Annotated in this window: 19 protein-coding genes and 1 tRNA gene; 12 read left to right on the top strand and 8 right to left on the bottom strand. The window is 43.1% G+C overall.

Features of this window, described 5'->3' with window-relative positions:
- Nucleotide 1: 1 nt before the first annotated feature.
- The 3 genes from atpB to B2575_RS05450 all read right to left on the bottom strand — a co-directional run bounded on the left by atpB (nucleotide 2) and on the right by B2575_RS05450 (nucleotide 3,133).
- The gene (gene atpB, locus B2575_RS05460) at nucleotides 2-868 is read right to left on the bottom strand and encodes a F0F1 ATP synthase subunit A (RefSeq protein WP_055125357.1); all 867 of its coding nucleotides are present in this window, start codon (nucleotides 866-868) and stop codon (nucleotides 2-4) included.
- 684 nt (nucleotides 869-1,552) lie between these two features.
- Nucleotides 1,553-1,951, bottom strand: coding sequence for an ATP synthase subunit I (locus B2575_RS05455; protein WP_045452420.1), 399 nt, complete (start codon nucleotides 1,949-1,951; stop codon nucleotides 1,553-1,555).
- Nucleotides 1,952-2,242: 291 nt separating this feature from the next.
- Nucleotides 2,243-3,133 carry a metal ABC transporter solute-binding protein, Zn/Mn family gene (locus tag B2575_RS05450; protein ID WP_296240488.1) on the bottom strand — a complete coding sequence of 297 codons (891 nt, stop codon included), beginning with the start codon at nucleotides 3,131-3,133 and terminating at the stop codon, nucleotides 2,243-2,245.
- A 196-nt stretch (nucleotides 3,134-3,329) separates the two neighbouring features.
- Here B2575_RS05450 and B2575_RS05445 point away from each other — a divergent pair, with 196 nt between their 5' ends.
- The 6 genes from B2575_RS05445 to gluQRS all read left to right on the top strand — a co-directional run bounded on the left by B2575_RS05445 (nucleotide 3,330) and on the right by gluQRS (nucleotide 8,936).
- The gene (locus B2575_RS05445; RefSeq protein ID WP_296240487.1) at nucleotides 3,330-3,923 is read left to right on the top strand and encodes a Fur family transcriptional regulator; all 594 of its coding nucleotides are present in this window, start codon (nucleotides 3,330-3,332) and stop codon (nucleotides 3,921-3,923) included.
- A gap of 80 nt (nucleotides 3,924-4,003) precedes the next feature.
- Complete coding sequence (locus B2575_RS05440; protein ID WP_296240486.1) at nucleotides 4,004-4,801, top strand: metal ABC transporter ATP-binding protein; 798 nt, start codon at nucleotides 4,004-4,006, stop codon at nucleotides 4,799-4,801.
- A gap of 99 nt (nucleotides 4,802-4,900) precedes the next feature.
- Nucleotides 4,901-5,719: a metal ABC transporter permease gene (locus B2575_RS05435; protein WP_296240485.1), complete on the top strand. Its 819-nt coding sequence runs from the start codon at nucleotides 4,901-4,903 to the stop codon at nucleotides 5,717-5,719.
- A gap of 251 nt (nucleotides 5,720-5,970) precedes the next feature.
- The gene (locus tag B2575_RS05430) at nucleotides 5,971-6,816 is read left to right on the top strand and encodes a metallophosphoesterase (protein ID WP_296240484.1); all 846 of its coding nucleotides are present in this window, start codon (nucleotides 5,971-5,973) and stop codon (nucleotides 6,814-6,816) included.
- A 493-nt stretch (nucleotides 6,817-7,309) separates the two neighbouring features.
- The gene (gene dksA / locus B2575_RS05425; protein WP_045445865.1) at nucleotides 7,310-7,747 is read left to right on the top strand and encodes an RNA polymerase-binding protein DksA; all 438 of its coding nucleotides are present in this window, start codon (nucleotides 7,310-7,312) and stop codon (nucleotides 7,745-7,747) included.
- A 247-nt stretch (nucleotides 7,748-7,994) separates the two neighbouring features.
- On the top strand, nucleotides 7,995-8,936 hold the full coding sequence (gene gluQRS, locus B2575_RS05420) for a tRNA glutamyl-Q(34) synthetase GluQRS (RefSeq protein ID WP_296240483.1): 942 nt from the start codon (nucleotides 7,995-7,997) through the stop codon (nucleotides 8,934-8,936).
- Between the two features lie 92 nt (nucleotides 8,937-9,028).
- On the opposite strand, the gene ftsW is transcribed toward gluQRS, so the two are convergent.
- Both ftsW and murD read right to left on the bottom strand, forming a co-directional pair.
- Nucleotides 9,029-10,153: a putative lipid II flippase FtsW gene (gene ftsW, locus B2575_RS05415; protein ID WP_055125364.1), complete on the bottom strand. Its 1,125-nt coding sequence runs from the start codon at nucleotides 10,151-10,153 to the stop codon at nucleotides 9,029-9,031.
- 388 nt (nucleotides 10,154-10,541) lie between these two features.
- Complete coding sequence (gene murD / locus B2575_RS05410; RefSeq protein WP_296240482.1) at nucleotides 10,542-11,978, bottom strand: UDP-N-acetylmuramoyl-L-alanine--D-glutamate ligase; 1,437 nt, start codon at nucleotides 11,976-11,978, stop codon at nucleotides 10,542-10,544.
- Nucleotides 11,979-12,645: 667 nt separating this feature from the next.
- On the opposite strand from murD, the gene B2575_RS05405 reads away from it, so the two are divergent.
- The 4 genes from B2575_RS05405 (at nucleotide 12,646) to B2575_RS05390 (ending at nucleotide 17,306) form a co-directional block, all read left to right on the top strand.
- The gene (locus tag B2575_RS05405) at nucleotides 12,646-14,145 is read left to right on the top strand and encodes a SulP family inorganic anion transporter (RefSeq protein WP_296240481.1); all 1,500 of its coding nucleotides are present in this window, start codon (nucleotides 12,646-12,648) and stop codon (nucleotides 14,143-14,145) included.
- Between the two features lie 174 nt (nucleotides 14,146-14,319).
- Entirely contained in the window at nucleotides 14,320-15,174 is an 855-nt protein-coding gene (locus tag B2575_RS05400; RefSeq protein ID WP_045445851.1) for a universal stress protein, read from the top strand.
- 455 nt (nucleotides 15,175-15,629) lie between these two features.
- On the top strand, nucleotides 15,630-15,968 hold the full coding sequence (locus B2575_RS05395; protein WP_010197981.1) for a P-II family nitrogen regulator: 339 nt from the start codon (nucleotides 15,630-15,632) through the stop codon (nucleotides 15,966-15,968).
- Nucleotides 15,969-16,043: 75 nt separating this feature from the next.
- Nucleotides 16,044-17,306 (top strand): ammonium transporter, encoded by a 1,263-nt coding sequence (locus B2575_RS05390; protein WP_296240480.1) that lies wholly within the window; start codon nucleotides 16,044-16,046, stop codon nucleotides 17,304-17,306.
- Between the two features lie 111 nt (nucleotides 17,307-17,417).
- Here B2575_RS05390 and B2575_RS05385 read toward each other — a convergent pair whose 3' ends face one another.
- The 3 genes from B2575_RS05385 to B2575_RS05375 all read right to left on the bottom strand — a co-directional run bounded on the left by B2575_RS05385 (nucleotide 17,418) and on the right by B2575_RS05375 (nucleotide 19,273).
- Nucleotides 17,418-17,801: a DUF2147 domain-containing protein gene (locus B2575_RS05385; RefSeq protein ID WP_045445845.1), complete on the bottom strand. Its 384-nt coding sequence runs from the start codon at nucleotides 17,799-17,801 to the stop codon at nucleotides 17,418-17,420.
- 257 nt (nucleotides 17,802-18,058) lie between these two features.
- Nucleotides 18,059-18,322 (bottom strand): hypothetical protein, encoded by a 264-nt coding sequence (locus B2575_RS05380; RefSeq protein ID WP_045445842.1) that lies wholly within the window; start codon nucleotides 18,320-18,322, stop codon nucleotides 18,059-18,061.
- An 87-nt stretch (nucleotides 18,323-18,409) separates the two neighbouring features.
- On the bottom strand, nucleotides 18,410-19,273 hold the full coding sequence (locus B2575_RS05375; protein ID WP_296240479.1) for a DNA/RNA non-specific endonuclease: 864 nt from the start codon (nucleotides 19,271-19,273) through the stop codon (nucleotides 18,410-18,412).
- 158 nt (nucleotides 19,274-19,431) lie between these two features.
- Between B2575_RS05375 and B2575_RS05370 the strand changes: the two genes are divergently transcribed.
- Nucleotides 19,432-19,522: transfer RNA gene (locus B2575_RS05370), tRNA-Ser, on the top strand.
- Between the two features lie 283 nt (nucleotides 19,523-19,805).
- The coding region (locus B2575_RS05365) for a tyrosine-type recombinase/integrase (RefSeq protein WP_296240478.1) at nucleotides 19,806-20,408 on the top strand (603 nt) is incomplete at its 3' end.

The following is a 20,408-nucleotide window of genomic DNA, read 5'->3' as shown; positions in this document are numbered from 1 at the left end:
ATTAATGTTCAGTTGATGATGCAAGTGACATATAAACTATCGTCAGCATCATAAATACGAACGCTTGAAGTGTAATAATTAAGATGTGGAAAATAGCCCACGGTACTGATAACGCCCATTGAATCCAAAACGGCATTAGAGCAATCAGTATGAAAATCAACTCACCAGCATACATGTTACCGAATAGACGCAGACCTAAAGAGATAGGTTTCGCTATCAAAGTAACAAACTCTAAGATAAAGTTGATGGGTATTAAAATAATTTGTACGATAGGGTTTTTGGCACTAAACGGATGCAGTGTTAGCTCGCCAACAAAGCCGCCCAAACCTTTTTCCTTGATACTATAGAACAGAATCAGTATAAAGACAGAAAAAGACATGCCAAGCGTAATATTAGGATCCGTCGTTGGAACGATCTTAAAGAACACATGATGTGGATCATGTCCCATCATTGCGCCGATTTGGCCAGCAATCATAGGAATAAAATCGACGGGTAGTAAATCCATCAAGTTCATTAAGAATATCCATACAAAGATAGTCAACGCCAAAGGCGCAATCAGCTTTGAGGTACCACTATACGAATCACGAACGTTGTTATCAACGAACTCAACGATCATCTCAACCGCGGCCTGAGTTTTGCCCGGCACGCCTGAAGTGACTTTTCTAGCGACCATCCAGAAGATGGCGCAGAAAACAATGCCTAGACCAATTGACCAAAGCATAGAATCAAGGTGGATGGCTTTAAAGCCCATTGCACTAGCTTCTTCAGCAGTATAGGCAACTTTCCAGCCTTCGCCCGGCAGATAGCCGTACGTCCAGTTCGTTAAGTGGTGAGAGATATAGTCTGTTGTTGTTTGCTCGCCTGCCATAATGTCAGCTTCTTATTAATCAACGATTTAATCAACTACCAAAAATATGGTTGTCATCTGATGAGGTTTTAACGATCCTATTTGACCTGCTAGCAAGCCGATGAACCATGCTAAAGCGCTCATGTAATCAATAACATCCAACCCATAGTTCTATTACTAGTGCGCAATTTGATAACTTAAGATAAATTTTAGCTATCAAAAAAGGGCTTATGATGATTCAGTAATAGCCCTTGTATATGTACGCGAAATTATTATATCTGTGTTTACTTACTGACGCGTTTCCACGATCGACGCTTAATACAGCGTTCATAAGCAAAATATTTAGCTGCCTATATTAATGCAGCGTTGTATTCGTGTAAAGTCAATTATGACTTTTTTATGCACTGTATGAATAAGTTAGCTACTATTAACGTTTACTAACATAGCTTTGCGTGATTAATTAAATTGTAAGAATTTAATTAGAGGCAATACTGATAGCTAATAATTGGCTATCGACTCCATTATCACACGCTATACTCATTTAAACGCTCATATCACAGTCTTTATGATCATTGGCGCTGTCTTTAGACAGTTTTGTATGTTTTGACTTTCTTATGAAATCAGTCATAGAGAAGCTGGACGGCAGGGTGACTTGCCTAGCACTATTAAGCACTCAACTATTGATATAGTCATCGTCTATTAATGCTAGCGTATATGCCACAACATCCAACTGTGACTAATTTGCATTACCATAAAACCGATAAACAGCGCAGGCGCAGATAGGGGTTGTACGGTAATAAAAATTAGTGCGAAACCAAACACAGTCAATAGCCATTTGGCCATTTGACCTCGATATAGCTGGCTAACAATATGTTGGCGCGCGCGATATCCAGTGTACCAAAAGATAAAAAAAGCAAATACAGCTTGGGTAGCAAAGCTGAGTAGCGCACCAATAGCGGCGCTTTTTGCGACAGTAAGCTCACTATGTAGCCAACTGGTATCTAAAGCCCAAGCAATAATAATAAGGATAAATAATATCCACGCTTGGCGTTTGATATAGATGCCAATTTTATCTTTTTGTGTGCGTTTGGCAGGCTTGGTCATCGGTAATGTAATCCTATAGCCTTACAGCATTGGGATAAGGTGGCAATATAACATCGTCGCGACACTTTTATCCGTGAACGGCTCACTCTACAGGTGTTACCTTTTAACCAAAATAAAACGCCACTTATTATAAGGGGCATACCACCGTTAAGCAAGAAAAATATACCTTTTATCAGTGACCTAGCTGAATCACTCATAGACGTCATAGTTACTGACCAATGGATAACACCCAAAGTATTACTACATAATGGCTTCTCAAGCGTTGCAAGCCACTATGGTTAATCAGTTATCCTACGATATACATTGATAGATTTGCTGTGCCATCGTCTGCCAACCACTCACAAAGTCTTTACTATTGCTCATATCTTCAGGTTGCACAGTGGTTTTTACGGACTGTAACTTAGCGAGTAGACCTTTGGCTGGTTGACTTGGGCTAACCAGACACATTTGCTTGGCTGGACGCTTCTCATTTAGCCAGCGTATTTGGCTTGCTCGTGGTGCTAGATGGTGATCAGTGCTTAAACTGCCAACAAGCTTTAGGTTTGTACTGGATTCAATGTATTGATAAGCATCATGATAGGCCCAATAAGGCTGGGTTTGCTGCTTGCCTTTAGCTTGTTTTACGAAAGATGCCACTCCCCTATCCATTCGCTGAGCAAATTTTTGTGCATTGGCGTGATAAAGTGCTTTATATTGCGGATTAGCATGGCTATGAATCACGGCAAGGGCACGAGTCATGGCTTTGGCATTTTCAGGATCTAACCATATATGTGGATCCAAGGTGCCAGCAATAGGCTTGCCTTGGACGTCACGTAGCGGATGACGATTAAAGGCATCAAATTCAAATAAGGCAATCGCATTGGGGGCGGTATTAAGGCTTGCCGCCAAGTTATTTTCTAATGGCTCACCAAACCACACGACAAATTTACTGTCCTGAATGGCTTTAATATCGCCTGGGCTGATACTGCCATGATGACCTACCTCCCCGGCCTGCAATAACTGCTTGGCGGGCGGTGAACCTTCAGTCACTGCTTGACTCAATAAAAACAGTGGGTAGTTACTCACGCTGACTGTTGCCGCTTGTGCACTCACAGTAAAGATGCCTAATGCAACTATGCCCGTAATGAGCCATCGCTGTAGTATAATGGTTGAGCTTAAAAAATATTTGAAAACTGAGTTCATAATAGATTCTTTAATGTATGAAAGATAAAATATAAGTGGAAACATTTAGACATTATTGCCGTTGTATCTGAGTGATCATCAAGGTATCAATAAATAAGCCAAGATCATTTATCTGCTCTTATTTTTAGTATGTTATACTATAACATTATAAATTACTATAATAACAGTGCCATTTTTTTTCGTAGGAGCTTGCACCATGTCCACCAGTTTATCAGTCTGCGAACATTTACATGATGTGCAGGACTTTACGCCGCATGACGTGACCGAGCGCCTAATGGCAGCAAAAGAACAATGTCGCCTAAACGGTGCACGCTTTACCCCATTGCGCCAGCAAATATATCAATTGGTATTGGCAGCCAATAAACCTATCGGTGCATATGATTTGATCACGCAATTGCAGCAAATGCGCTTATCAGAGCCTAATAACACTGATGACAGCAGCGAAGCGCTTAACTCGCAACAGCACCCAATGAAAGCAGCATCTAAAGAAATTAGCTCTAAAAAACAAGCGCCAAAAAATGTCGCGCCACCCACTGTCTATCGCAGTCTGGAGTTTCTATTGAGTGAAGGCTTGATACATCAATTGACCTCTATCAATGCTTATGTGCCCTGCTGTCACCCACGCGCGCAGCATACCGCAGCATTTTTAATCTGCGGTCAGTGTCAGCGTGTACAAGAATGTAGCAGTGTGCCCGTACAGGAAATGATGAGTTTTGCTGAGCAAGACGTTGGCTTTATTGTGGAACGCAGTGTGATTGAGCTGAGTGGTCGTTGCCAAGCGTGCCAGTAACACACCCTGACCACTGAAGCGTAAGTCTTTGTCATCCGTTTTTTATTTGTATTACTCATTCACTTATTGGTTGTCATACTATGAGCCTGTCTACCTCACCGTCTAATCAACCGAACTTTTCCGCTGTTGATGGCAACACCATTAACACTGCGAGTAAACTGCTGAGCCTAAGCAACATCAGCTACGATATAGGGCATCAACGCTTACTCTCACATATTGATATCGACATTGCGGTTAATGAAACAGTCAGTCTTATTGGACCTAATGGCGCTGGTAAGTCAACGTTGGTTAAACTTATTTTGGGATTGATTGAGCCAACTAAAGGGCACATTAACTCTCATCAAAATTTACAGCTTGGCTATGTGCCGCAGCGCTTTGCTGTACCGCCGATATTGCCATTACGAGTCTGCGATTTATTGGCACAAGCGGATAAAAGGCGCTTAACGTCTGAGCAGCGTCAATTTATCTTTGATAACTTGTCATTGACGCACTTACTATCGCGACAAATGCTGCACCTGTCGGGTGGTGAGACACAAAGAGTCTTGCTCGCGCGCGCATTGTTAGACAAACCCAACTTATTGATTTTAGATGAGCCGATGCAAGGACTGGACCCTGATACTGAGGTTTGGCTCTATCAATTTATTGATGAGCTGCCAGAGTTTTTACGTTGTGCCATGCTGGTGGTATCGCATGATCTGCATTGGGTCATGAAAGGCAGTCGACGCGTGATTTGTCTTAATAAGCATATTTGCTGTGAGGGACAACCAAGCGAGCTTGCCATTAGTAGTGAATTTCAAAAGCTATTTGGGCATCATTATGAGCAGCCTTATGTGCATCAACCACATGCCTGTGAGCATCACGCCCCAAGCGAACTATAATCATTAGGGCGCTTTGAACATTCACAAATATAAAATATATCGAAGCTTAATACATCAAACACATATCGAGCTTTATAAAAACTTTTACGGATATTTATTATGACTGCTTGGTTAGCCATCATTGCCCCCGCTTGGATCGCTGGCAGTATTTTAGCGCTACTATCAGCGCCTTTAGGTTGCTTAGTCTTGTGGCGACGTATGGCCTTTTTTGCTGATGCTTTAGCACATGGTACCTTGCTTGGCGTAGCTTTAGCAGTATGGTGGCAATTACCTATGGGCATTGGCATTGCCTTGGTCAGCGTCATGGTGGTGCTAGGGCTGGTATTAATCGATGATGAGCGCCTGCCTGTCGATGCGGTTTTGGCGGTCGTGGCGGTGTCATTATTATGCTTAGGCTTATTGGCTTTGACCCAGTTGACTGACCAACAAGCAAACGTACTGGGGTTTTTATTTGGTAATTTGCTAGAGCTTGATTGGGCAGATTTGCCCTTACTTGCCAGTAGCGTGCTGGTAGGGCTCGGTCTACTTATGTATATATGGCCTGCACAAATTAAGCTTGCCACTCATGAAGCACTGGCGCGTATTCAAGGTGTTAATCCGACACGCCAGCGGCTGTTCTTTATGGGCGTATTGGCGGGATTTTGTGCGATTGCCCTGCAAGCGGTTGGTAGTTTACTAATCAGCGGTTTATTGGTATTACCAGCATTAACGGCACGTTTGTGGTCATCATCGCCAAAACAAATGGTCGTTATATCGCTACTGATCGCACAGCTTGGCGTGACACTAGGTGTTTGGGGAAGCATCTGGCTAGATATTCAGACAGGACTTGCTATCGTATTAATATTAGCCATTTTATTTTTTATCGCGCTGATTTTCTCAAAGCTCAGTACTGCAAAAATTTGGTCAGCGCGCCGTTAGACACATTATCATACGCATAAAGCCGCTGGTTTTTTTATCCTCTTATCCAACTTTATTTCATCAATATGATAGAGCTTTCATTTACTTTATGTTATAAACTTGCCCTAATACCATCGACATACTAGCGGCGTCAAGCCAAAAAACATATTGGTCAGACCAAAATTTATTAGTCTACTCGATGCAGGACATCTATTTATCTATCATTCGTTTTAACAGCATCACTTATTTCGATTCGATGAGGGACTGACCTAATGCTAAGCTATCCTGTTAATAACATTAGCACACCAGATGAACAGGTAAACATACTACAAATCACAGATTTGCATTTATCAACGCCTGTTTCTTCTAGTGTTGATGGCGATACTAACAATAGCGAAGCCACTGTCTGTCAGCAGTGCTTTGAAACAGTACTACAGCAAGCTTTGAGTAGCGACATTCGCTGCGATTTGATTATCGTGACTGGCGACTTAGTCAATGAAGTCAAACCCGCTATTTACGATCATATTTTTGAGGTATTGCAAGCGACCCATATTCCTTTTGCTTGTATCGCAGGCAATCATGATGTAACGGATGAGATAGGCAGTGACTTACCATTCTTTGAGCGCGAACTGATTGCTCAGCCTGCCGACCCGCGCTTGCTAAGCCGGCATGTCATTGAGACTGATCGTTGGCAGCTGTTGTTATTAGACTCATCCATCACGGGCAAAGTCGCGGGCGAGATAACGCCTACCGATATTGACTGGGTATGCGAGAGACTCGGAGCCTGTGATAAGCCTGCGCTGATTGCTCTACATCATCATGTCATTCCCGTAGGCTCTGACTGGATTGACACGCATATGGCAGAGAATAGTGAGGCCTTTTGGCAGCATCTGTTAGGATTTGACCATCTCAAGGTCATTATCAGTGGTCATACGCACCAAGAGCAGGTTCGCCATCGTCAAGGAGTCACGGTCTATAGTACGCCATCTACTTGCTACCAGTTCAAGCCTTATGAGAATGATTTTTCCTATGATAAAAGCGTCCCGCCCGGTTACCGTTGGTTGCAATTAGCCAACAATGGAAAGGTTGCAAGCTGGGTAGAAAGACTGGATACTTGACGCCCAGATTTATTGGGACAAATACTGATGTGAGCCCTTATATTGCAAGCTATTGACTGATATTTCTGATTTCAGAATACAATGACTGGCACGGTAAAAACGACATGATGATGAAAAATGACTTCATTATTATCAGAAACAATGATACAACGTATAAAACGAAATGAGGACTGCCTAGTATCTGGTATTAGGTAGAATTATAATAGCTAGGATGGCTAAATCGATCACAGCTAAGTCTTCACAGTCAGTGATTTGTCGCATTATTAAGACAACGCTATTTAAATAAAAATATGCATAACCATATACCCGACCATTGATAGATTGCTTTGAGCATATCAAGATAACTGTACTATTAGATCCGCTGTGTTACTTGTGTTACCAAGTGGTAAAACGTTTTATAAAGGGACAAATTATAGCGTTTATGACATTGATAGCGTCTTGTCTTTTGATACGTCGTTTTATTGAATTAATTTGAAAAAAGTAGGATACCCATATGAGCACCCTGACCACGAATCCAAGTGAAGCTAAGTTTACTCCTTATGTGCCTGCCAAAGACGAAGAGTACATGTCTGATGCGCAGTTAGAGCACTTTAAGGCTATATTATTGGATTGGAAGAGCCAACTGATTGGCGAAGCGGATCGCACCAAGACTTATATCCAAGACGAGTCCAGTGCTATGCCAGATATCAATGATCGCGCCACCCAAGAAGAAGAGTTTGCCCTCGCATTGCGTACGCGTGACCGTGAACGTAAGCTCATTCGCAAAATTGATAAATCTATGTCAGAAATTGAAAATGATGATTATGGATTTTGTGAAACTTGCGGCGTAGAGATTGGTCTGCGTCGTCTCGAAGCGCGCCCAACGGCTACCCAGTGTATCGATTGTAAAACCCTGTCTGAGATTAAAGAACGCCAAAATCAAGGCGCTTAAGCGAATTACGATTCATCTCAATAGTAGAATGTAAGCATAAGCGACCATAACATGGTCGCTTATTGCGTTTTAGCTGGCTGGTTTTTAGTCAATAAATCATGGCTGATACAGAGCTTTAAGCTTGCTTATATTGATTTGCTAACAAAACAGACTCATTTCACAAATATCTTTTTACGGATATATTTATTATTCTATCTTCTACCTTTTTTACCGATAATTTCCTACTTTGAAAACTAACCTTATTCCTATGCCCACTCCAATCATACCAGTACAGCCGATTGGTCGTTTTGCTCCCTCACCGACTGGTGAACTGCATCTTGGCTCATTGACGACTGCGCTTGCCAGCTTTTGCCATATAAAATCCATTGGTGGTAAATGGCTACTGCGTATTGAAGACACTGATACCGAACGCTGTGATCAGCAATTTACTGAGCAAATCTTGATTGATTTGGAAGTGCTTGGATTGTACTGGGACGGTGATATCATTTATCAATCTGAGCGTATTGATATTTATAATGATTATCTACACTCAGCCCTGCATCCGCTCACTTATGGTTGTCAGTGCTCGCGTAAAGATTTGGAGCAATACTGGGCGCAAGAAGAGCTGAGCCCATCTTATGATGCTAACCCATTGCAACCAAACAGGAAGCGCTATCCACGCTGCTGCGTCAGCGCTGACCTTGATAGAGAGCAACATAAGCTACGCATACAGCTACCGAATTATAAGATTGGTTTTAACGACGGTATTCAAGGATTGCAGTGGGATAACCCTCAGCAGACATTGGGTGATATGGTAGTGCGTCGCCAAGATGGTATGATCAATTATATTTTGGCTGCTAGCCTTGATGATGGACTGCAACAAGTGACACATATTATGCGCGGTCTAGATATCCTACCCATGACGACAGCGCAAATCAGCATCATGGATGCCGCACGCTTACCTGCCATCGATCATTGGTATCACTTGCCACTGATATGTCATGCTGATGGACAAAAACTCTCCAAGCAAAACCTAGCACAACCCATTGATACACGAGATCCAAGTAAACTTATCGCCAATGCTTTACAACTATTACAGCAACCAGCCGTTGATAGAGACACACCTACTCGTATGTTAAAGCAAGCCATTGCTCAATGGGGCAGTACGCCGCTACAAGGCAAGCAACAGTTAAATATGCCCAATGAATAAAAGTCAGCTAGCAAAAAGCGCCACTATTTAGCGACGCTTCTTTGGATAATGCCAGTCATGATGCATCGAGCCTATAACTAATGCTCAACCTATCAATAATAACGGCATTGGCTTTTTTCGATTTCAGGGCTTTCTTTATAAATTTTTAGCAATAACGCAACCATCACCAAACTAATCAACATTGATGAGCCTCCATAACTGAAGAATGGCATGGTCAATCCTTTGGTTGGAATCGCGCCCATATTCATCGCCGCATTGATAATTGTCTGCGCTATGAACACCACACCGATACCAAAGGCGGTATAACTCATACGCATCTGCCGACGTTTGAGCGCGTTATAACTGATACGCATCGCGCTACCGATAATCAGCGCTTCGAGCACCAATACCATGGTAACCCCAACAAAGCCTAACTCTTCCCCTGTAATGGCTAATAGAAAATCAGTATGTGCCTCGGGCAAATGCGACAGTTTTTGTACGCTCTCACCATAACCAACGCCTGTAAATTGTCCACGACCAAAGGCAATCAAACTGCGTGCCAGCTGATAATCCGTGTCTTGCACATCATCAAACGGATCCATAAATGACATCACACGTACCAATCGGTACTGCGCTGTCGTCACCATCAATACCGCACCACCGATGGCAGCCGCGCCCAGTGCTAAAAAGTGCTTGTAAGGCGCACCAGCAATATAAAAAATTGCAAAGATGGTACCTAAAATAACGACAAAAGAACCAAAATCTGGCTGTGACAATAGCAGCATGGTGATGAGTGCCACCACCAACATAATCCGTAAAAAACCGTCTAAGCCGTTACGAACTTCAAAAGAGCGACGCACCACAAAATCAGAGACAAAGACAATCATCACCAACTTGGCCAACTCTGCCACCTGAAAATTAAATACCCCTAGGTTCAGCCAACGCTTGGAGCCGTTAATAGGCGTACTAAATAGGGTTGCCACTAGCAGCATGCCAGTGATACCCAGTAAGATAAATTGGGTTTCAGTCTTATATAGTGTTCGCAAAGACACGCTGTAATAAGAAACCGTAGCGACCGTCAAACCGATCATCATATACAGCAGCTGGTTTTTGAAAAAGTGCAGCTCTGTCATGCCGCGACTGAGCGCAAAAGGAATAGAAGCGGAAGCCACCATCAATAAACTGAGCACCAACATACAGCCAACACTCGATAGGAGAATGGCGCGTGCTGACGGCATAGAAAGAATACCATCTGAGCCAGATGCTTGCTTCAGTTGGGACGAGGAACGAAAAAGAGAAGAGAGCGCCATAATTTTATATACACTAACGAACGAAAAAACACGGCGTCTATTAAACGCCACCGTTTAAAAAATAGAAAATAGACAGTACCAGACAGATTACTAAGCAAATAAGCTGACCATTCATGTTGCTGACTGGCTATGATTGACAGTAGCAGCAATCTATAAGCAAAACAATCATTTATACAGAAAATGCGCGCGCGTCGTAAAATTCAATACAGGGCAATCCTATTGCATTGCTCTTATTCTTTATTAAATACTGAGTTCTTTATTAAATGCTGAGATTCGCTAAGCACTTATCATGCAAAGGCTTAAATCACCAAACCTTTTATTCCGCAGTCATCATATCTGACGACTCAGTTGCTAATTGACCAACCAACTGACTGAAATGCTCACCGCGAGCTGCGTAGCCACTATATTGATCAAAGCTGGCACAAGCAGGTGACAATAGCACCGCTTGCACTTGCGATAGGCTGCTTGCCGTGACTTGTTGAATGGTTGTAAAGGCATTTTCTAAAGTTTGGCATTGATGTAACGCCACATCGGCGCTTATCTTAGCTGCGCGCAGATGCTGTTCAATCAGCGGCGCATCTTCACCAATAAACAGTACTTGGCTAACATACTGATTGATAAACGGCGTCAATTCACCAAACTGTTGACCTTTACCTTGTCCACCCAAAATCAATAGTAGCTTGCCATCTTTTGGCGCATAGACTGCGCCCAGTCCTTCGATAGCTGCCATCGTTGAGCCGATGTTGGTGCCTTTTGAATCATTAAAATAATCAATGTCTGCAGCATTTGCCACATACTGGCAACGATGCTCAAGTCCAGTAAACTGCTGTAAGGTATTCAACATACTGCCCAATGGCAAACCAGCAAGTTCGCCTAACGCTAAGGCTGCCTGTGCATTAAGCAGATTATGACGACCTTTAATCAACAGTTTATCTGCCGACAGTAGTTTTTCTGTACCGTGGGCAAGATAAATCTGGCCTTCAGGAGTAGTAATAAGACCATATTGACCTTTATCAGGAGCATGTATACCGGTACTCACTCTGGGCAAATTATCAGCCACTAGCGGACGCGTCAATGCGTCTTCGCGATTGATAACCACGGACTTAGCACCCTGAAAGATACGATGTTTGGCTTGATGGTAGCCCAGCATATCGCCGTGGCGATCTAAATGGTCAGGCGACATATTTAGAACCGTCGCCACTTGCGCGCCCAAATTGGTCACCGTCTCTAACTGAAAGCTCGACAGCTCAAGTACCGCCAGTTCCATATCAGTATTATCAAGCAAGGTCAGCGCTGGCACGCCAATATTACCGCCGACACCAACATTGACACCAGCATCCGCGGCCATTTGCCCGACCAAGGTGGTCACGGTGCTCTTAGCATTAGAGCCAGTAATCGCCACTATCGGTACGGTACAAGCCTCACAAAATAGCTGAATGTCACTAACCACGGGAATATTCGCTTGGCGGGCAGCGGCGACAGCTTCGGTAGCAAGAGAGATACCGGGGCTTATAACAATACGTGCCGCTTGCTGCAAGAGCTCGGCGTCAATCGTACCAAATTGGCGAATACTAATCTCCGCGGGTAGTTGATCTGCTAAGCTAGGTGTCACCTGAGCATCAGTAACAGCAACCTGATAGCCTTGATTGGCCAAATAGCGCGCAACTGATAACCCAGATTGTCCCAAACCGACCACGACTTGTAGACCACTGCCTTTGTGAAGTAAGGCGTCTGTTGCAGCGTTGGTGGTCATATTTATTCCTTCTGTTGGACGAGCAAAATGGCATCAAACAAACCTAGTCTATAAAGAAGCAAAATGATGCCGTCAAGATGAGACGCATCATAACGGTATCGTTCAGATTTCGGTACTGGTTTTTTATGACGATGTGCTATTATGCGCCTGTTTTTATATTAAGTGGCTAATGCTATAATAGTTGCCTTAATCTGTAAGTGACTGGGTATTTACCCAAGCATTTTAGTTTAGCATGTTGTCACAGTTAGCACGCTATTGTCACTTCTGTTTGGCAAAGTTACTACTATAGACGGGTCATGTCGAGCGGCTATTTTTATTTGATAAATTATTTATTACCCTCTACCGCAGCATATCATTGCTGACGCTATTCGTTATTCGTTATTGTAGGTGCTCTTATAAACGCCCTGCTTTAAGCACCTTATTTTAACTATTTTTTATGTAATCTCACTAAATTTATCATCGTATCAATTATTGGTGAGCGTATTAGCGATACCAGTAAGTAAATCAGTAGACCTACTTATTAGTGACCTTTAATAATTCAATACCGCAATATGACACAGCACATGTTGCCGTAAAAGCAAGATGAATAGCTACTTTTATAGCGACGCGATCATTTTATGAATGAGTAATGATTACTTTTTTGCCTCTAACCCTATGCAGTTTACTTATGACATCTTTTATTGATAACTTACGTGACGAGTGGTTTTCCAATGTTCGCGGCGACGTTTTATCCGGTTTGGTCGTTGCCTTAGCGCTGATTCCTGAAGCCATTGCCTTTTCTATTATCGCAGGTGTTGATCCAAAAGTCGGCTTGTATGCCTCATTTTGTATCGCGGTCGTGATCAGTTTCGTCGGTGGTCGTCCAGGCATGATTTCGGCAGCAACTGGAGCAATGGCACTGGTGATGGTTGACTTAGTCGCCGAGCATGGTTTGCAGTATTTGCTAGCTGCCACCTTATTGTGCGGTGGGATTCAGATTATAATGGGTATTCTAAAGCTCGGTAATTTGATGCGCTTTGTGTCGCGCTCGGTAGTCATTGGCTTCGTCAATGCGCTCGCGATATTGATCTTTGCCGCCCAGCTGCCTGAGCTTAACCCAATGACGGAACGTGTTGGCATGACGGTTTATATCATGACAGCGGCGGGTTTAGCGATTATCTACTTGTTTCCGCTGATTCCTAAAATCGGTCGCGTGATTCCGTCACCGCTGATCTGTATCGTTGGTTTGACCGCTGTCGCCATGTATATGAATCTTGATATTCGTAATGTCGGCAGTATGGGCGATTTGCCTGATTCATTACCGATGTTCTTATTACCTGACATTCCCTTGAACCTAAATACTTTACTGATCATCGCGCCTTACTCTATCGCACTTGCCATCGTTGGGTTATTAGAATCGATGATGACAGCGACTATCGTCGATGATTTGACAGATACGCCAAGCGATAAAAACCGCGAGTGTCGCGGTCAAGGGATTGCCAACGTCGTATCAGGTTTCTTCGGTGGCATGGCAGGCTGTGCCATGATTGGTCAATCTATGATCAACGTCAAATCTGGCGGACGTACGCGTCTGTCCACTTTGATGGCAGGTATCGTACTGCTCATTATGGTAGTGTTTTTAAGTGAATGGGTCAGTCAAATTCCCATGGCGGCACTGGTCGCTGTGATGATTATGGTCTCCATTGGTACTTTTAACTGGCAGTCTATTCGCGAATTTAAAACGCATCCGATGTCATTTAATATTGTCATGCTAGCGACTGTTTTGACCACAGTATTTACGCACAACCTAGCTTATGGTGTAGGCGTGGGCGTGCTGCTATCGGCGCTGGCGTTTGCCAATAAAATTGGTCAATTCTTAACTATATTTAGCGAATATGATGAGAGTACTAATACCCGTTATTATTATGTGCAAGGACAAGTATTCTTTGCTTCTACGACCCAGTTCTTAAACAGCTTCGATACCAAAGAAGCTTTAGACAGTATTCAAATTGATGTCAGCCAAGCGCATTTTTGGGATGTCAGTGCCGTAGACACCTTGGACAAATTGGTCATGCGCTTGCAACGTGAGGGCATTGATGTCAAAGTGGTGGGACTCAATAATGCGAGCCGAACACTGATTGATCGCTTCTCTATCCACGATCGCCGAGATATTGGCTTATTGGATTAAACAAAGCCACGTCTATTTATTGAGCTAATATTGATTAACCGCTCATAAATAGACAGTTGAATAAACAGCTGCATTGGTGCAAAGGGTTGGGCATAAGCATTATCGCCCAACTCTTGAGCCAAGCAGCTGTCTTTTTATTCTGTTTTTTTAATATTGGAATAATGTGGTGGTCTTATGAGTAATTTGAAACCAGATAGTGTGATTGCCTGCTTGGACTGCCCAGACCACGTGCAAGCAGTGTTAGAAGCCAGCATGTGGGCCGCGACTCGTCTACAAGCACCTGTTGGACTGTTGCATTCTGTACCGAGCTTACAACAAAAAGCGGCGGTGAATTATTCAGGCTGCCTGAATATCGATGATGAAAACATGCTGCTTGAGCAATTCACCACCAAGGAGCACTTGAGTAATTGTGAGCTAAAAGCCCAAGGCAAGCTTTTGCTTCATCAAGCTACCACCTATTGCGAACAGCAGCGACAAAAACTAAAAACATATACCCTGCATCGCCATGAACACCTCAATGAAAGTATCGATTACGTCGATGACAAAGCACAATTGATCGTTATAGGTCACAATGTCACCTGCAAATCGACATTGAGCCAGTTAATTAGAGTCAGTCACTGCCCCATTTTGGTGACTCATGCACCATTTTTGCCCCCTACGACCGCTTTATTTGCTTTTGACAACAGTCCTACTTCACATAAATTGCTCAATTGGCTCTGCAAAACCTCACTGGTGCGCGCATTAACCGTTCATATCGTGATGGTCGGTAAAGAAAACTCTGAAAATTGCGATGCGCTACGTGAAGCTTATGCGCGGCTCAAACAAGCAGGCATTAAGTCTAAAAAAGCCTTGCTGGACTGCCGTGATGTCACTTCGGCTTTGAATTATTATCAAAATGAGAATGATATCGGTATGCTGATGACCGGTGCCTTTGGCCAATCTCGTCTGCGTGAACTTCTAAAAGGTAGCGACACAAAAAAGCTGCTCGGTAGCACCAAAACCCCCTACCTACTCTTCCCAAAGGTATAGGCTTTAGCCGATCTACACAGCCACCCCTCTCTCTTTGAGCGCAGAGCCTATACATCCATGTTAAGCTCTGCCGCTTACCGTATCACACAATTTTCCCTACTTTCTCCTCAAGTGATTCGTTTCATATACGAAACTAGGTTAGCAAATCATCACAGGAAATAGATGGATGGTCTCCCCAAGCACCTAAAAAGTTGGTTATAATAAAGTTTTCGTCAGTTCAACGCTAAAGGTTAATTCGCATTCTCTATGCTCATAATGATGGTTTATACCATTGCAGCATAACCAGTATTTTTTGCCATAACTATGGCTGTTTTTGAACAAACAAATCCAATCTTACCTGTCCCCCTTGAGTAAATTGGCACAGTTCTTGAATGACTAATAGTAAGCATGGCAGCGATACGATGCACCACAATGCTTCGATCAACCTGCGGCATCACACAAATAAGGAATATTTTATGAAGCTAATCACTGCGATCTTAAAACCGTTTAAGCTCGATGATGTACGTGAAGCGCTTTCTGACATCGGTGTTAAAGGCGTCACTGTTACTGAAGTCAAAGGTTTCGGTCGCCAAAAAGGTCACACAGAACTCTATCGCGGCGCAGAATACGTGGTGGACTTCTTACCTAAAGTAAAAGTCGAAGTGGCTGTTATTGATGAGATGGTCGAACCTGCTATCGAAGCCATCACTCGCATCGCTAGCACGGGCAAGATTGGTGACGGCAAAATCTTTGTCACTGCACTTGAGCAAGTTATTCGTATTCGTACGGGCGAGACAGGCCCTGACGCTATCTAACGCGCAAGGCCATATAGACACAGATTTATAGATCATACTGATAGCTGTATTGCATCAATTCAAGGGGGAATTAATATGCAAAATCAAATCTTCGAGCTCCAGTACGCACTTGATACATTTTACTTTTTAATGTGCGGGGCGCTCGTCATGTGGATGGCAGCAGGCTTCACCATGTTAGAAGCTGGACTCGTCCGCTCAAAAAACACCGTTGAGATTTTAACCAAAAATATCGCACTTTTTGCCACAGCTTGTACCATGTACATGATATGCGGCTATGCCATTATGTATGGTGGCAACCTATTCTTGAGCAGTATCGCGGGTAATGAAACGCTGGTAGCAGATGCTCTAGCAGCCTCCGCTGAAAACGGTTTTGACGGTGATTCTGTTTACTCCGCTGCGTCTGATTTTTTCTTCCAAGTGGTGTTTGTTGCAACCTGTATGTCGATCGTTTCAGGAGCGGTGGCTGAGCGCATGAAGCTGTGGTCGTTCTTATTATTTGCTGTGGTGATGACTGGTGTCATTTATCCATTAGAGGGTAGCTGGACGTGGGGTGGCAATGATGTATTTGGGATGTTCAATTTAGGCGACATGGGTTTTTCTGATTTTGCAGGTTCTGGTATCGTCCATATGGCGGGTGCTGCGGCTGCATTAGCAGGGGTATTATTATTAGGTGCACGTAAAGGCAAGTATGGCCCTAATGGTGAAATACGCGCCATTCCAGGTGCTAACTTACCACTGGCAGCGCTTGGAACACTTATTCTCTGGATGGGTTGGTTCGGTTTCAATGGCGGCTCGGTGCTAAAACTGGGTGATATTGCCAGTGCTAACTCGGTTGCTATGGTGTTTTTGAATACCAATGCAGCAGCGGCAGGCGGTGCAATTGGTGCTTTAATAATAGCACGCATCATCTTTGGCAAAGCTGACTTAACCATGCTCTTAAATGGTGCACTCGCAGGATTAGTCGCTATCACGGCAGAACCCTCAACCCCATCTGCATTACAAGCAACACTGTTTGGTTTGATCGCTGGCGTTATCGTTGTGCTATCTATCTTAGCATTGGATAAAATAAAAATAGATGATCCAGTGGGTGCTATCTCAGTTCATGGTGTAGTCGGTCTGTTCGGTCTGCTTATCGTACCAATTACCAATCCAGCAGCATCGTTCGTAGGTCAGATTGCTGGTGCAGCCACTATCTTTACTTGGGTATTCATCGCCAGCTTAATCACTTGGGCAGTTATCAAATTAGTGATTGGTCTGCGTATCTCTGAAGAAGATGAGTATGAAGGTGCGGATATAGCAGAGTGTGGTATGGAAGCATATCCAGAATTTGTGAGATAAGCTCTGAAGCCAATATTAAAATATATGTAATAAAAATCCCGCATTACCAAAAGGTATTGCGGGATTTTTATTTATAAATATTAGGTCTAATGTTAAAAATAAACGATAGGTTTATTTCTTTTTCCACGTTTGACTGCGTGAGAATGGACCGATATAACCTTTTAGATTTAAGGTGTTGCCACTCAAGTTTGCGGTCATACGATAGTCTTTGCCTTTTTCAGGATCAGTGATCGTACCACCACTATATTTGCCACCACCATCAGACTTTAAACCTTTAATAATGGTCGTACCAACGTGCTTTTTGCCTTTGGCTGAGTTGGTAGCAATAAGCGTACCTGTTAGTACACCGTTTGACTCAGTAATCTTTACGGTACCTTTTGGCTTACCTTCATCAAATGTCTGCCACGTGGTATTGGCTAAAGGATCAGCGGCGAATGCCATGCTTGCTAAACTGATACCTGCAACAGCTAGAGTGGTTTTGGTAAATAATTTCATAGACTGATTCCCTTCATACAATGATTACTCGAAACGTTATGTTTCTGATCTCCTAGGCTTATCCTTCGCTAAAATCCCTATTAACAGCTATGCGACTTTCTACTCTTTGGGAGTGGTTATCGCATCTAAAAAAACTGCTCATCAAAATTTTATACGACATAAGCGATGTCTTGACTCATTATAAGCAATTTTAAGCTTTTGCCTAGTAATTTTTTTATAGTTTATTATTTCTATAAAAATTGAACTATATCAAATAGTTATAAAAAAGGATTGTCGATATTTTTATCCAACCGGTCATCTTTTTCTTTTGACTTATGCTGACTATTATTGTAAATGGAATTATTTTCAAATGCCTGAATAATCTTGCTTGTTAGCTCATGTAACTGTTGTGCTTGCTCATATCCAGTAGCATCAAGAGTCAAATCAATATCGCCATATATAATAATTTTATCTGTTTGGTTTTCGATGATAAGCTCACCGATTTGCATGCTTTGGTGGTCATTGGCAAATGGATCAATCATTTGATTCTCCTTTTTATTAACGATATCTTGCGTAATTTTTGGATTTTTTGTGCCTTTTATTATATATAGACTCGTGTCACAAAGGCATTATGCTTGCAATTGGGCGATTACCCACTCAAGAATCGCCCAAACAAACAGCATCCAAGCCGGCTCTTCTGTTGGCTCATCGGGCAACTCGGAGCTTTCACCCGCCTTTAATGGCAGATCAAATGCCTGTGTTTTAGTTTTGGCATCCAAGACGGGCAGCACATCGATACCAATTCTAGTCGAGAGTTCATCAACACTAATAACCTCTATGCGCTCCGACTCATCATTGGGTGCATAATAGACCCCTGCTTGATTAATCGCTGGTATATAGACGGCTTTAAAGAAATGACTGGGCACCAGTACACGATCTGCCAGTTGCTTGGTTGTTTTGCCAGTAAAGGCTACTCCTGTAATGCTATAAACTTCTCCATATTGCTGGGTCAAATAGCGAGTGGCTGATTCGATATTACGCCAGATATAGCGATTGTTACGCGGTGACTGCGGGGCGATATTGGCAAGGCTAAAGCTATCATATTGTTGACTGCGATTCGCCATATCGGCATTGGGCGCTAAATGCCCGCGATCATAGCCAGAGCCTGAATAGTCGGACAATGAGGCGCGTACGGATTTTGGTAACCTACTTTCTTCATGAAAGCTGTCTTCACGATCGATTTCTTTTGCTTGTTGTAAACGCTTGCGATCCAAATATTCTGCCGACCAAAGCGGTGTACGCGATACGCCAGAATACATAACGGCAAAACCATCCATGCATAAAGCTTGGGTTTTGTTGCTTAGCTTGGTATTGATAAACTCAGGATAGACACCGCCATAAAAGGACTCGCTACACTGAGTAAAGTCATCAGCATGCGCTGAAGTTATACTTACGACCACCGCCATCACGGTCATTGTAATACTGTTTTTCAAACGGGCATTGAGCCTACCGAAACTTATCATTCAACTTTCAACCATCTATGCTTGTCATTACGTATACGCTATCGTAGCAGGCGTTTGTAAATAAAGAAAGATAAGGTGCAAGTCGTGACATTCTAGACAGTATCCGCTATACTAAGCCGTCTAAAAACGGTGAAGTGGGTGAGTGGCTGAAACCGCACGCCTGGAAAGTGTGTATGCGTTAATAGCGTATCGAGGGTTCGAATCCCTCCTTCACCGCCAATCTTATAAAATGCTAGTTTTCCTACCTATTCCCATACACTCCCATATACCTCTGCAACCCTCTATAAATAACGCGTCTAGCGTTTTTTTTATGCCTAGCGTTTTCCTAAGCTGTCCGAGAATAACCCACCTATCCCGTGGCTTGTGTTGGTCTATTTGTTGGTTTATGATTCTATTAGACCTCAAAAAGACCATCATTTAAGTTTTATGATTTAGCATTAGACCAACGTATTTGTTACATCTATTGATTTATATAGCTTACAGCCATAGGGAATAGACCAACATGTTAAGCGATAGTAAGATCCGCAAGCTTAAACCTAGTGAGAAATGCACACCTTCGCGTCCTGACAAATATAGTGATCAGCAAGGGCTACAGCTTTTGGTACGCAGTACAGGCACAAAGACATGGATAAGGGCCTATCGCTTCGATGGCAAGCAGACTCGCCTCACACTTGGCACCTACCCCATCATGTCACTTGCTGAAGCTAGACAAGCCAATACTGAGATTAAGGCGCTATTAGCAGATGGTATCGATCCAAAAAATAAAAAGCGTCAAGACAAGCTTGCTAATATCCACGCGCATAAATTCAAAGACTACGCCTTAGATTGGCTCGCTGAGCGTCAGCGTAACGTCAAGCCGCGTACCTATCAGCAAGACTTTAACCGTATGCATAAAGACGTGCTGCCACACTTTGAAGGCATTGCACTAAAAGATGTGAGCTTTGAAGATTGCCGAGCAATGGCAGATGAGATCGAAAAGCGTCTGAACAAGAACGGTGAGCCACCACGTGAAGTGACTAGACGCACGATTGACCTGATTTCTAATGTTTTAAGACGTGCCAAACGCGAACGCATCATCGACCAAAACCCAATCGATGATTTAAAG

Origin of the sequence: Psychrobacter sp. UBA6739 (genome assembly GCF_002453835.1) — a bacterium.
Classification (GTDB): domain Bacteria; phylum Pseudomonadota; class Gammaproteobacteria; order Pseudomonadales; family Moraxellaceae; genus Psychrobacter; species Psychrobacter immobilis_A.
This window is presented reverse-complemented; position numbering and strand designations above follow the sequence as displayed.